General features: G+C 71.3%; 16 protein-coding genes. 12 read left to right on the top strand and 4 right to left on the bottom strand.

Going from position 1 to position 12,821, the window contains the following annotated elements; genetic code table 11:
• The first annotated feature begins 55 nt into the window (after positions 1-55).
• The 10 genes from SXIM_RS08120 (at position 56) to SXIM_RS08075 (ending at position 9,842) form a co-directional block, all read left to right on the top strand.
• Positions 56-292, top strand: a complete 237-nt coding sequence (locus tag SXIM_RS08120) for an acyl carrier protein (protein ID WP_234306709.1) — start codon at positions 56-58, stop codon at positions 290-292.
• Positions 289-1,221 (top strand): SAM-dependent methyltransferase, encoded by a 933-nt coding sequence (locus SXIM_RS08115; RefSeq protein ID WP_078846870.1) that lies wholly within the window; start codon positions 289-291, stop codon positions 1,219-1,221. Before SXIM_RS08120 ends, SXIM_RS08115 begins: the two co-directional genes overlap by 4 nt.
• Before the next feature lie 5 nt (positions 1,222-1,226).
• Positions 1,227-2,558 (top strand): FAD-dependent oxidoreductase, encoded by a 1,332-nt coding sequence (locus SXIM_RS08110; RefSeq protein WP_046723447.1) that lies wholly within the window; start codon positions 1,227-1,229, stop codon positions 2,556-2,558.
• Positions 2,555-3,574 carry an SDR family oxidoreductase gene (locus SXIM_RS08105; protein ID WP_046725522.1) on the top strand — a complete coding sequence of 340 codons (1,020 nt, stop codon included), beginning with the start codon at positions 2,555-2,557 and terminating at the stop codon, positions 3,572-3,574. The genes SXIM_RS08110 and SXIM_RS08105 overlap by 4 nt, the downstream gene beginning before the upstream one ends.
• A gap of 5 nt (positions 3,575-3,579) precedes the next feature.
• Positions 3,580-4,575, top strand: a complete 996-nt coding sequence (locus SXIM_RS08100) for an SDR family NAD(P)-dependent oxidoreductase (protein WP_234306710.1) — start codon at positions 3,580-3,582, stop codon at positions 4,573-4,575.
• 37 nt (positions 4,576-4,612) lie between these two features.
• A complete protein-coding gene (locus tag SXIM_RS08095; RefSeq protein ID WP_030725395.1) occupies positions 4,613-5,620 on the top strand; it encodes an acyl-CoA desaturase in 1,008 nt (335 codons plus the stop codon).
• 91 nt (positions 5,621-5,711) lie between these two features.
• Positions 5,712-6,794 carry a pyridoxal phosphate-dependent aminotransferase gene (locus SXIM_RS08090; RefSeq protein WP_046723445.1) on the top strand — a complete coding sequence of 361 codons (1,083 nt, stop codon included), beginning with the start codon at positions 5,712-5,714 and terminating at the stop codon, positions 6,792-6,794.
• Positions 6,791-8,590, top strand: a complete 1,800-nt coding sequence (locus SXIM_RS08085) for an acyl-CoA dehydrogenase (protein WP_030725401.1) — start codon at positions 6,791-6,793, stop codon at positions 8,588-8,590. The genes SXIM_RS08090 and SXIM_RS08085 overlap by 4 nt, the downstream gene beginning before the upstream one ends.
• A 1-nt stretch (position 8,591) precedes the next feature.
• A complete protein-coding gene (locus SXIM_RS08080) occupies positions 8,592-9,212 on the top strand; it encodes a DUF6875 domain-containing protein (protein WP_030725404.1) in 621 nt (206 codons plus the stop codon).
• Between the two features lie 21 nt (positions 9,213-9,233).
• The gene (locus SXIM_RS08075; protein ID WP_199811747.1) at positions 9,234-9,842 is read left to right on the top strand and encodes a hemerythrin domain-containing protein; all 609 of its coding nucleotides are present in this window, start codon (positions 9,234-9,236) and stop codon (positions 9,840-9,842) included.
• Positions 9,843-9,867: 25 nt separating this feature from the next.
• Here the strand turns inward: SXIM_RS08075 and SXIM_RS08070 are convergent, their stop codons facing one another.
• The 4 genes from SXIM_RS08070 to SXIM_RS08055 are packed head-to-tail and all read right to left on the bottom strand — an operon-like array spanning position 9,868 to position 11,505.
• Positions 9,868-10,404: a GNAT family N-acetyltransferase gene (locus tag SXIM_RS08070; RefSeq protein WP_030725416.1), complete on the bottom strand. Its 537-nt coding sequence runs from the start codon at positions 10,402-10,404 to the stop codon at positions 9,868-9,870.
• A 20-nt stretch (positions 10,405-10,424) separates the two neighbouring features.
• Positions 10,425-10,808 (bottom strand): hypothetical protein, encoded by a 384-nt coding sequence (locus SXIM_RS08065; RefSeq protein ID WP_046723443.1) that lies wholly within the window; start codon positions 10,806-10,808, stop codon positions 10,425-10,427.
• Positions 10,805-11,080 (bottom strand): hypothetical protein, encoded by a 276-nt coding sequence (locus SXIM_RS08060; protein ID WP_078846869.1) that lies wholly within the window; start codon positions 11,078-11,080, stop codon positions 10,805-10,807. The genes SXIM_RS08065 and SXIM_RS08060 overlap by 4 nt, the downstream gene beginning before the upstream one ends.
• Complete coding sequence (locus SXIM_RS08055; RefSeq protein ID WP_046723440.1) at positions 11,077-11,505, bottom strand: ATP-binding protein; 429 nt, start codon at positions 11,503-11,505, stop codon at positions 11,077-11,079. Before SXIM_RS08055 ends, SXIM_RS08060 begins: the two co-directional genes overlap by 4 nt.
• 230 nt (positions 11,506-11,735) lie before the next feature.
• On the opposite strand from SXIM_RS08055, the gene SXIM_RS08050 reads away from it, so the two are divergent.
• A complete protein-coding gene (locus SXIM_RS08050) occupies positions 11,736-12,608 on the top strand; it encodes a helix-turn-helix domain-containing protein (protein WP_046723438.1) in 873 nt (290 codons plus the stop codon).
• Positions 12,605-12,817, top strand: a complete 213-nt coding sequence (locus SXIM_RS08045; RefSeq protein ID WP_046723437.1) for a DUF397 domain-containing protein — start codon at positions 12,605-12,607, stop codon at positions 12,815-12,817. Before SXIM_RS08050 ends, SXIM_RS08045 begins: the two co-directional genes overlap by 4 nt.
• Positions 12,818-12,821 lie beyond the last annotated feature (4 nt).

The following is a 12,821-nucleotide window of genomic DNA, read 5'->3' as shown; positions in this document are numbered from 1 at the left end:
GTGTGATCCCTCACCCACCGGAAAGGCAGGGCATTCCCCGATGGTCACTGTTTCCATGGTCTGCGAACTGATGGCGAAGAAGCTCGGCGGCAAGGCGGATCAGCACACGCTCAACGCCGATACCGAATTCGAGACCGTCGGTCTTTCCAGCCTGCAGATCGCCGACATCGTCTATGCCATCGAGGACGAGGTCGGCATCGAATTCGACCCCGGCCAGGCGGCCAATGTGAAGACCGTCGGCGACCTGGTCGAGCTGGCCCGCGCCACCAAGCTCGGCAGCGTCGAGGCATGAGCACCGCCACCACCGCACACCCCGCCCCCCGGCCCGCCCCCGGCCCCGCAGCCGTGGCCAACCAGGGCGCCACCGCCGAGGCGATCCAGCACCACTACGACGTCTCGGACGACTTCTACGCCCTGTGGCTGGACTCCTCCCTCACCTACACCTGCGCCCTCTACCAGGACCTCGCCGACCCGGACGAGACCCTGGAGCAGGCCCAGCGCCGCAAACTGCACCACCTCATCGAGGAGTCCCGCGCCGACAGCGCCCGCCGGGTGCTGGACATCGGCTGCGGCTGGGGAAGCCTGCTGCGCCGGCTGGCCGAGGTGCACGAGGTGCCGCGGGCGGTCGGGCTCACGCTCAGCGCCACCCAGGCCGCCCTGGTGCGCGAGCAGGCCCCGCCCGGCGTCGAGGTGCGGCTCGAACCCTGGCAGGAGCACCGGCCCGAGGACGGGGGCTACGACGCGATCATCTCCATCGGCGCGTTCGAGCACTTCGCCGCGCCCGGCCTGTCCCGCACCGAACGGGTCGCCGCCTACCGGGAGTTCTTCGAACGCTGCGCGGGCTGGCTGCCGCGCGGCGGGCGGCTCGCACTCCAGACCAATGTCAAGGGCAACAATGTCGTCATGGACCGGACCGCGGTCCGCGACCAGTTGTTCATCATGGAGATGATTTTCCCGGAATCCGAGATCCCGGCGCTCTCCGAGGTCATCCACGGCTCGGAGCGGCAATTCGACGTGGTATCGCTCCGCAACGACGCCCCGCACTACAGCCGCACCCTGCGCGAATGGCACCGCCGGCTGGTAACCCGCCGCACCGAGGCCGTCGCCCTCGTCGGCGAGGAGACCACCGCGCATTACGAGCGCTATCTCAGCTCCGCCGCCGACCATTTCGACCGGCGCCATCTCGGCCTGGCCCGTATCACCTTCGAAAAGGTCAGGTGAAGCGTATGCGACCGCTCGACGACCTGAAAAAGGTGGTGTACTGGCACGAGACCGAACAGGCCGAGCCGGGACCGCCGCTGCGCGAGAGCGTCGACTGCGATGTCGTCATCGTCGGCGGCGGCTACGCCGGGCTGTGGACCGCGCACTTCCTCAAGCAGGCCGAACCCGCCCTCGACATCCACGTCGTGGAGGCCGAGCACTCCGGCTACGGTGCCTCGGGACGCGCCGACGGCTTCGTCACCCCCACCATCGGCAAGGACATCCAGGCCCTGGTGGAGCAGTTCGGCGAGCGCCGCACCGCCGAGGCGTCCGCGGCCGTCGGCCGCTCCATCCTGGAGATCGGCCGCTTCCTGCGCCGCAACAAGATCGACGCCGACTGGGAGGCCAACGACTACCTGCTGGCCGCCACCAGCCCCGCCCAGCTGGCCCGCCTGGCTGAGGACCGCGCCCTGGCCGCCCGCCTTTCCGGCGGCGCCGCGCCCGAACTGCTCGGCGCCCGCGCCGCCCAGGAGATCATCGGCTCCCCGGCGATCACCGGCGCGCTGCGCACCGGCGGCGCGCTGATCAACCCCTACAAGCTCGCCCGCGGCCTGGCCCGGGTGGTGCGCGGGCAGGGCGTGGTCATCCACGACCGCACCCCGGCACTGCGTATCGACCCCGGCGTGCGGCCCACCGTGCACACCCCGGGCGGCCGGATCACCGCCGACAAGGTGGTGCTGACCGCCAACGCCCACCAGTTCACCTTCCCCGGCTTCCGCAACAAGGTGCTGCCGGTGTGGAGTTACGCCCTGGTGAGCGATCCGCTCACCGACGCGCAGCTGGGCCGCATCGCCTGGGCCGGACGCGAGGGCCTGGTGGAGGCCAAGACGTTCCTCACCTGCGCCCGCTTCACCGCCGACAACCGGGTGCTGTGGGCCGGCGGACCGGTGCTGTACTTCACCGGCCGCGACCTGCGCCGCCGCCGCATGAACGAACCGCGCGCCTACCGCGAACTGCTGACGGACTTCCGCCGCTTCTTCCCGATGTGGGACGACGTCCGGTTCCGGTACGCGTACGGCGGCACCATCGACATCACCCGCGACTTCGCCCCGCACTTCGGCTCACTGCCGGGCAACGTGCTGTACGGGTACGGGTTCTGCGGCAACGGCATCTCCGCCACCCACACCGGCGGCAAGGTGCTGCGCGACCTCATCCTGGGCAAGGACTCCGACTTCACCCGGCTGCTGTACGTCGACCGCCTGGGCCGCAAGCAGCCCTCCTTCCCGCCCGAGCCGCTGCTGTCGGCCGGGGTGCGGGGCATGACCCGGCTGCTGGAGTGGCGGGAGGGCCGGGCATGAGCGCCGCCGCCCGCCCCACCGTGCTGCTGACCGGCGCCGGCGGCGTCGTCGGCCAGTCCCTGCTGCGCGAGCCCTCGACCGTACGGCTGATCGCCGCCGCCCGTGGCCCGCTGGACGCGGGCCGCGCCGAGCGGGTGGTGCACTGCGACCTCGGCCAGGACCGGTTCGGCCTGGACGCCGACGCCTACCGGGCGCTGGCCGCCGAGGTCGACGTCGTCATCCACTCCGCCGGGCTCACCGAATGGGGCCTGCCCGCCGAACGGTACGAGCCGGTCAACATCGAAGGCACCCGCCGCGTCGCCGAGTTCGCCGAGACGGCCGGGGCACCCGTGCACTTCATGTCCACCGCGTTCGTCGCCGCGCTGCTGCCCTGCGCCGCCGCGCCGCTGTCCGACACCAACATCACCAAGCCGTACGTCCGTTCCAAGCTCACCGCCGAGCAACTGCTGGCCAAGAGCGGCGTACCGCACACCGTCTTCCGCCCCACCAACCTCATCGGCGACTCCGTCACCGGCTGGACCTCACGCCCGCAGGTCGTCCAGCTGCTCTCCGACTGGATGTGCCGGGGCCGCGCCCCGTTCGTCCTCGCCCACCCCGGCAACCGCACCGACATCGTGCCCCAGGACCTGCTGTCCAAGGCCGTCCTGCGCGCCATCGAACAGGGGGTGGACGAGGGCGAGTTCTGGGTCACCTACGGCGCCGAGGCGATGGACATGGAGACCACCCTCGCGCTGTGCGCCGAGCACGCCGCCTCCCTGGGCCGCACCCTGCCGGAGGTTCCCGTGCTCCACCCCGACAGCGAGCGCGGCCGGGACCTGTCGGACCTGGCGCCGATGACCCGCTCGTACCTGTCCGTCCTGCGCGACGTCAGCGAGGTCACCATGGCCTCCGGCGGCGTCCTGCCCACCTCCATGCCCGAACTGCGCGAACGCTTCGCGCTGCCCGTCGTGCGCGACACCGACGCCTATCTGCGCACCCTGCGCCACGCGTCGGCGCCGCCTGCGGAGAGGAGCTGACCCCCATGTCAGAGACCGCGCCCGAGACCGCAGCCCACAGCACGGCAGCCCAGAGTGCGGCAGGCCCCGAAGGCTGGCAGCCGCCCCGGCTGGCGGACACCGTGGCCGTGGTGACCGGCGCCAGCCGTGGCGTGGGACGCGGCATCGCGCTCGCGCTCGGCGCGGCCGGCGCCACCGTCTACGTCACCGGCCGCAGTTCGCGCACCGGCGACCGCACCGAGGGCCTGCCCGGCACCGTCGAGGACGTCGCCGAGGAGATCACCGCGCGCGGCGGCACCGGCGTCGCGGTGCGCTGCGACCACACCTCCGGCGCCGACAACCAGGCGCTCGCCGACCGGGTGCGCGAGGGCCACGGCCGCCTGGACCTGCTCGTCAACAACGCCTGGGCCGGGTACGAACGCTCCGCCGAGGTACGGTTCGACGCCCCGTTCTGGCAGCAGCCCATGTGGCGCTACGACCTGTGCGCCGCCTCCCTGCGCGCCCAGTACGACGTCACCCGCCTGCTCGTCCCGCTCATGCTGCCCGCCGACCGGGGCCTGGTCATCGGCATCGGCTTCACGGACGGCGACACCTACCTGGGCCAGGCCGCCTACGACGTCTTCAAGCACGGCTCCGACCGGCTCAACCGCGCCTTCGCCGCCGATCTGCGCAAGCACGGCGTCACCGCCCTCGCCCTGCACCCCGGGTTCGTGCGCACCGAACGCGTCGAGGCCGCCTGGGAGGCGCTCAGCAGCGGTCCGGCCGCCGTCCTGCACTCGGTGGAGTACGTGGGCCGCGCGGTCGCCGAACTCGCCGCCGACCCACGCGTGTCCGAGCGCGCCGGGACCGTCCTCACCACCGGCGACCTGGCCGCCGAGTACGGCTTCGACGACATCGACGGCCGCCGCCCGCCCGCCTTCCGCCTGGAGGGCCGGATGACCCTGGCCACCCGCATGGACCGGCTCAACCGGGTGGTGGCGGCGGCGAACGCCACCGGCGCCACCGCCGGGAAGAACACCTGACCGCTCCCGACCCGACCGACCGGAAAGGCACCTGCCCATGGACGGCAAGGAACACCGCTGGTTCATCCTGGCGGCGTCCATCATCCCCGTGATCGGGGTCATCGCCGCGATGATCCTGCTGTGGAACCGCATCTTCGGCTGGAGCGACCTCGCCGCCCTCGTGATCATGTACGTGATCTGCGGGTTCGGCGTCTCCACCGGCTACCACCGGATGCTCACCCACCGCTCTTTCGAGACGTACAAGCCGATCCGCTACACCCTGGCCACCTGGGGCGCCATGGCCGGGCAGGGCCCGCCGATCATCTGGGCCGCCCACCACCGCCGCCACCACCGCGTGGCCGACAAGGAAGGCGACCCGCACAGCCCTCACCTGGGCTTCGAACCCGGCGTCAAGGGCACCCTGGCCGGCGTCTGGCACGCCCACCTGGGCTGGCTGTTCGACACCGGGCTCACCTCCGACCCGCTGCGCTACTGCCCCGACCTCACCCGTGAGAAGCCGCTGCGCTGGATCAGCGAGAACTTCGTCCTCGTCGTCCTGGCCGGCATCGCCCTCCCCGGCCTGCTGGGCTTCGCCTTCACCGGCGGCACCCTGTCCGGGTTCCTCACCGGCATGCTGTGGGGCGGCCTGGTGCGGCTGTTCCTCGTCAACCACCTCACCTACGCGGTGAACTCCATCGGCCACGTCTTCGGCCGCCGCCGCTTCACCACCACCGACGAGTCCCGCAACGTCGCCTGGCTGGCCATCCCCTCCTTCGGCGAGGCATGGCACAACAACCACCACGCGTTCCCGCGCTCCGCCCGGCACGGCATGCGCTGGTACGAGGTCGACATCAGCGCCGTCTTCATCTGGTCGCTGGAGAAGACCCGGCTCGCCTGGAAGGTCGTGCGCATCGACACCGAACGGCTCACGATGCGCGAGGCCGGCATCTCCCGGGTGAGCGCGGCCGGCGCCGACCGGCAGCAACTGCTGGACTCCCAGCAGCAGATCGCCCCGCTCGCGGAGCGCTCGGCCGACGCCAAGCCCTCCCTGGTGGACGTCGAGTAGCCACCCGCCCCCCGCTGCCGTCCGGCCGCGCCGGTGCCACCGACCCGGGCGGCCGGACGGTACATCCGCACACCCCGAGGAGCACAGCACGATGAGCGAGAACGCCTCCTTCTTCCGCTCCGACGACGAGGGGCCCGGCCGGCTGCGGCTGCACCTGAACGAGACCCCGTACGGCCCGCCGCCCGGCGCCGTGGAGGCGGTACGGGAGGAGGCCGGCGGCCACCTGGCGCACTACCCGGACCCCTCCGCCCGTACCCTGCGCGCCGCACTGGCCTGGCACTTCGCCGTGGCCCCGGAGATGCTCACGGTCGGCAACGGCGTGGACGAGCTGATCCTGCTGACCGCGCTCACCTTCGCCGCCGGGCCGGACGCCGACGTCACCTGCACCGCGGGGACGTTCCCCGGCTACGGCGAGGCGGCGCGCGCGGTGGGCGCGAGCGTACGGGCCCTGCCGCTCACCGAACGGCACGCCGTTCCCGGCGCGGCGATGGCAGCGGCCCTGGCCGACGGCACCGACCTGGCGTTCGTCTGCAACCCGCTGAACCCCACCGGCTCGGTCCTGGACGCCACGGAGGTCGCACACCTGCTGGCCGCCGCCCAGGACGCGCCGGGCCGGCTGCTCTTCGACGAGGCGTACCTGGACTTCGCAGGACCCGACCACGACCACGCGCTGGAAGAGGTCAGGAACGGCGCCCCCGCGCTGGTCACCCGCACCTTCTCCAAGGCGTGGGGCCTGGCCTCGATCCGCCTCGGCGTGCTCATCGGACCGCCCGCGGACATCGCCCGCGTCGAACGCACCGCCCGCGCCCTGCCGTTCCGGGTCAGCCGCCCCGCACAGCGCGCCGTACTCGCCGCCCTCAGCCAACCCGCCCACCTGGAGCGGGTGCGCACCGAGACCGCCCGCGCCCGCGAGCACCTGATCAAGTCCCTGGACACGATCGGGGTCACCGCCCTCCCCTCCGCCGCCAACTTCGTCATGGCCGAGCTGCCGGACGGCGCCGACAGCAGCCGCGTCACCGCCCGCCTCGCCGCCGAACACCGCGTTCTCGTCCGCGATCTGACCCTGCTCGGCCTCCCCGGCCGGCTGCGGATCACCGTGGGCACCGTTCCCCAGGTCGAGCAGGCCGTCAGCGCGCTCGCCGCCGTTCTGCACACCATGGAGCCCTCGTCATGAGCCACTACCGCCCGCACGTCCGCGACATCGAGTTCACCCTCTTCGAGGTACTGGGCCGGGGCGAGGTCTACGGGCAGGGGGCGTTCGCCGACGCGGACGAGGCCACCGCGCGCACGATGCTCGCCGAAGTGGCCCGCCTGGCCACCGACGAACTCGCCGACGCCACCGTGGCCGCCGACCGCACCCCGCCCGAGTACCGTCCGCTGGACCACACCGTCACCCTGCCCGACGCCTTCACCAAGGCGTACCGCGTGTGGATGGAGAGCGGCTGGCACCGGCTGTGGCTGCCGCCCGAACTGGGCGGCTCGCGGATCGCGCCGTCCCTCCAGTGGGCCGCCACCGAACTCGTCATGGGCGCCAACCCGGCGCTGCACATGTACCAGTCCTTCGGCGGCTTCGCGTCCGTGCTGCACACCCTGGGCACCGAGGAACAGCGCCTCCTGGCCCGCACCATGGTCGAACGCGAGTGGGGCGGCACCATGGTGCTGACCGAGGCCGACGCGGGCAGCGACGTCGGATCGCTGCGCACCCGCGCCGTGCCACAGCCCGACGGCAGCTGGCACATCGAGGGCGTCAAGCGCTTCATCACCTCGGGCGAGCACGATCTGTCCGACAACATCGTGCACTTCGTCCTCGCCCGCCCCGAGGGCCACGGTCCGGGCACCAAGGGACTGTCGATGTTCGTGGTGCCCAAGTACCGCGTGACGGACTGGGCCACCGGTGAACTCGGCGCGCGCAACGGCGTCCGCGCCACCGCGCTGGAGGAGAAAATGGGCCTCAAAGCCTCCAGCACCGTCGAACTGACCTTCGGTGCCGAGGGCGAGGCGGCCATCGGCCACCTGGTGGGCGAACGCCACGACGGCATCCGGCAGATGTTCACCATCCTCGAACACGCCCGGATGATGGTCGGCACCAAGGCCATCGCCACCCTCTCCAGCGGCCACCGCAACGCCGTCGCGTACGCGCGCGAACGCCTCCAGGGCGCCGACCTCACCCGCGCCACAGACAAGAGCGCCCCGCGCGTCCCGATCATCCGCCACCCCGAGGTGCGCCGCTCCCTGCTGACCCAGAAGGCGTACGCCGAGGGCCTGCGCGCCCTCGTCCTCTACACGGCGAGCGCCCAGGACGACGGGAACCGCGCGCTGAGCGATCTGCTGCTGCCACTGGTCAAGGGGTACGGCGCCGAACGCTCCTGGGAGCAGCTCAGCGCCGCCCTCCAGATCTTCGGCGGCGCCGGCTACCTTGCCGACCACCCGCTGGAGCAGTACCTGCGCGACGCCCGGATCGACAGCCTCTACGAGGGCACCACCGCGATCCAGGGCATGGACCTGTTCTTCCGCAAGATCGCCCGCGACCAGGGCGCGGCGCTGACCGCACTGCTCACGGAGATCAAGGAGTTCGCGTCCTCGCGGGCGGGCGGCGACCAGCTGCGCCCGGAGTGCGAGCAACTGGGCTCGGCGGCGGCCGCGTTGCAGAAGATCGCGGAGACCCTGGGCGGCCACCTCCTGACGAGCTTCGCCGAACCCACCGCCCTGTACGAGGTCGGCCGCAACACCACCCGCCTGCTGATGGCGGCCGGTGACGTGGTCATCGGCTGGCTGCTGCTGCGGGGCGCGGCGGTGGCGGCGGAGCGGCTGACGCGGGAGGTGCGCAGCGCGGACCGGGCCTTCTACGAGGGCAAGATCGCCGCCGCCTCGGTCTTCGCCCACGACGTGCTGCCGCTGGTGGCGGCCCAACTGCACACCGTCACCCGCGCGGACGAGCGGCTGATGGCCCTCCCCGAGGAGGCGTTCTGAGATGCTGCTGCCGCTGAGCCCCGAACAGGAGGCGGTGCTGTCCGGCTGGCTCACCGGCTACGTCACCGCCCCGCATCCCGAACTGGGCCGCGAGGGGCCGGTCTGCCCGTTCGTGGCGCCGTCGATCCGCTCCGGGGTGCTGCACAGCGCGCGCTTCCCGTGGCGGCCGGGCGACGGACTGCCCGCGATGTCCCGCCTCATCCACGCCGCCATGGACGCCTTCGAACGCCGCTTCGCCGCCGAACCCACCTCCCTGGACAGCCTGATCGTCGTCTTCGACGGCCTGGAACGGCGCCAGTGGCACCTGATCGACGACGTCTACGAGGAGGTGAAGGACGAGGCGGTGGGCCGGGGCCTGATGCTCGGCCAGATGCACCCCGACTGCGACGCCCGCGCCGCCCGCAACCCGCTCTTCCCCGCCAACCGCTCCCCGCTGCCGCAGATGGTGGTGCGCCGGATGGCCTTCCACGACATCCTGTTCCTCCACCACCGGCCGGACTGGTTCACCAAGTACCAGGAGCACTACGGCCACTTGTACCGCTCACCGGACCGGGTGGACCCGCACTACGTCCGCCTCTTCGACGCCGGCGCGCTGGCCGCGGCCGGCGGCAGCCTGGTCTGACACCCGACGAAAGGCAACCGCATGCTGACCATGGTCCTCGCCCACCGCGCGATGTTGCGCGACCTGGACCGGATCGCCCGCACCGCCACCGCGCTGGCCAAGACCCCGGACCCGGACCGCACCCGGGCCCTGGTGGCGTACGCCCGGCGGCTGACCGAGCTGATCCACCACCATCACGAGGGCGAGGACGAGGTGCTGTGGCCGGTGCTGCGCGAGCGCGGCGCCGATGAGGAGGCGCTGTCCCTCCTTCAGGAGGAACACGCCGCCCTGGAAGGGAAACTGGCCGCCTTCGGCGAGGCTATCGAGGCCCTGTCCCCGGACGGCACCGGCGCCGAGGCTCTCGCGGACGCGGCCACCGCCGTACGCGAGCTGCTGGCCGTCCACACGGCGGACGAGGAACGCGAACTGGCGGGCCGGCTGGCCCCGGCCCTGAACGCGAAGGTGTGGGCCCGGTTCGAGAAGTCGATGGTGACGTCGGCGGCCCGCTGGACCCTGACCTTCATGCCCCCCTGGCTCGCCTCGGTCGCCGAACCCTCCGAACGCGCCGGCATCCCCGCCCGGCCGGTCGCCGCCCTGATGCGCGGCAGCCTGGAACGCCGCCAGCGGTCGGCCTTCGGCGACCAGTACTGAGCGCACGGGGGTATCAGGGGGGACATCAGGGGGACGGCGTTGCCGAGGGCCGTACCCCGAGCCACTGTGCGGCGCCGTACGCCTCGAAGCGCTCCACCTCGTGAAATCCCAGCCTGGTCGCGAGGCGCAGCGCGCGGGTGTTGGCGATCTGGGTGCACAGCGCGACGGGTTCGCCGGGGTGGGTGGCGGCGTACCAGTCGAGTACGGCCGCGCACGCTTCGGCGGCGTACCCGTGGCCCCAGGCGTGGGGCAGGAACAGGTAGCCCAGCTCGACCTGTCCGATATCCGGACGTGCGGGCCCGGGGCGTTCCGCGTCCCGCTGGTCCAGCGACACCATGCCGATCATGGCGCCGTCCCGTTCCGCCACGAAGAGGCGTGGACGGCGCCCGGGTATCTCCGCCACCGTGCGTTCGAGATCGGCACGCGGCTGAGGGCCGCCGGTGTAGGCGGTCACCTCCGGCGACGCGAACAACTCGATGAAAGCGTCCCGGTCGCGGGCCTCGGAGGTGCGCAGCACGAGCCGCTCGGTCCTGATACGGGGCGTGGGAGCGGGTCCGGTCATGACGGGAACCTACCGAGCCCTCAGCGGGCGGTCCACCAGGCGCTCGCCACGCTGGCGACGAGCGAGGTCACCCCCAGTGCGGTGATCGTGGCGAACGCCCGGTCGGTGGCGCTGCGGAGGGCGCGGGGACGCACGGGAGATGCGGGAGGCGCGGTGGGCCGGAGGGCTCCGGTCCCGCGCCGGGTGGGTGCCTGGGGGCTGTCCGCCTCGTCCTGGACGAACTCGCGCAGTGTCCTCAGACAGGAACCACAGGCCCACACGCCCCGGGCACGGCCGTGGGCGATCACCGAACCGGCCCAGATGACCGGTACGTTCTCGGTCCTGCACATCGAGCAACTGGCGTGCTGCGCCCAGTCGGCGAACCCGTCGGCGTGCAGCCAGGTGAGCGGGGTGGGGGCGGTCATGCGGGGCCGCTTTCGTGGGTGGTGGCTTCGGGGTGCTCGGCGTGTTCGGCGGCAAGGACGGTGCGGGTGATGGTGAGAACCCGGCCGGTACTGAGCGTCAGCCGGCCGCCGCGCAGGAAGTGGAGGCGCCGCCCGTTGTGCAGGGCGGTCACCGATTCGACCTTCTCGGTCCGTCCGCCGATGTCGATCCGGTCCCAGTCCCTGACCTGCTCCACCGGCAGGTCGAGCGTCACCGTCATCCGTGTCCGGCCGTGGCCGCCCGCCGCTGTCATCGCGGGTCTCCGTGCAGGTCGCAGCTGAACCAGACGATCTTCCCGTCGCAGTGGAAGGTGTGTTCGCAGCCGAACCGGGTGGCCATCTCCCGCAGCATCCACAGCCCTCTCCCGGACTCCGCGTCCCAGTCCGGGGCCTCCCCGATGACCGGGAGCTGCCGTGAACGGTCGAAGACCTGCACCGTCACCTCACCACCGATCCGCACGATCCGCAGATAGCAACGCCGCTCCGCCACATGCCGGATCACATTCGACAGCAGTTCACTCACCCCCAGCCGTACCACCTCCACCGCCGAAGCCGACGCCCCCCATCTCCCCACCACATCGGCCGCCTCCCGCCGCCACCACTCGATGTGCTGGCTCTCGGCGATTAACGACTGCCCGTACACGTTCTGGTTGTTCGTGATTCGTACGGAACTCGCCATGACACCTCCAGCGCTTCGCATCACACGGGGAAGTGGCGCGGTCGGCCGCCAGGTACCGGGCCATCCCGCGCTGTTGCGCGCTCAGGATGCCGGAGAAATGGACAAGGTGGCAAGCATGGCACCTGCGTGAACAAATGACCGACCCTTTTAGCTATCGACTTGCGCACCGGAGGCCGGGCAGACTGCACCGCACACTTCGCTCATGCACCTTGGAGGTGTCGGACAGCACCATGCCGAACCAGCGCGCAGTACCCACCCTTCGTCGGCGTCGCCTCGGCGAAGCCCTCCGCAAGTACCGGAACACCGCCGGGATGAGTCTTGGCGCCGCCGCGACGGCGCTGGGCTGGGACGAGAGCAAGATGTCCCGGATCGAAACCGCGAAGGCCAGGCTGTCCCCCGCGTCGGTCGCGCCCTTGCTGGCGCTGTACGGGGTGACGGATAGCAGCGTCGTTGAGCCTTTGGAAGCACTGGCTCGCGATGCCGGCAAACAAGGCTGGTGGCAGGGATACGGAGATGTCGTCTCCTCCGGATACAGGGACCACCTGACGCTGGAATCGGACGCTGAGAGCACCCGCATTTACTCCCCGGACCTGGTCCCGGGTCTGCTACAGACCACGGGCTACGCCCGTGAAATCATCGCGGCAACCGCCATCACTCGGCCGCCTCAGGAGGTCGCCGCACTTGCCGAAGTCCGTAAGGCTCGCCAGGCCATTCTGACGGCCCGACCGGGCGGAAGCCCACTCACGTTCTGGGCCGTGATTCATGAGGCGGTCCTGCATCAGCGCTTCGTTGGACAGCCCAACGTCATGCGCGAACAGCTCAGGAATCTGCTGGACATGGGCGAGCTGCCCAACATCACCATCCAGATCATGCCACTGACGGCCACCCCACATCCCGGCCTGATGGGGCTCTTCGAGATTGTGCGGTTCCCGAAGCCTTGGCCGACCGTCGTCAGTCTCGAAAACATCCGAGGCGGTTACTTTGTGGAGGGGACCGACGATGTGGCGGTGTTCGAAACTGCCTTTGACCGCGTTGTCGCGACCGCTCTGTCCGTGGACGATTCACGGGAGCTCATCGAAACCACCATGAAGGACAGGACATGAACATAGGCGATCTGTATGCCTTCGACCTCAGCGACGCCGCTTGGTACACGTCGTCGTTCAGCAACGGCGGGGAGCACTGCGTCGAGGTCGCCGGTCTGCCGGGCGGCATAGCTGTCCGGGACTCGAAGGACCCGGCCAAAGGAACCCTGCGCTGCCCCGTCGGCCAGTGGGGTGCCTTCTGCCAGGCTGTGAACGACGGGGCGCTCTAGCTTC

The sequence above is a fragment of the Streptomyces xiamenensis genome, assembly GCF_000993785.3.
In the GTDB taxonomy this organism is placed as follows: Bacteria; Actinomycetota; Actinomycetes; order Streptomycetales; family Streptomycetaceae; genus Streptomyces; species Streptomyces xiamenensis.
The sequence above is the reverse complement of the archived record's forward strand: the minus strand, read 5'-3'. Positions and strand labels throughout refer to the sequence as shown.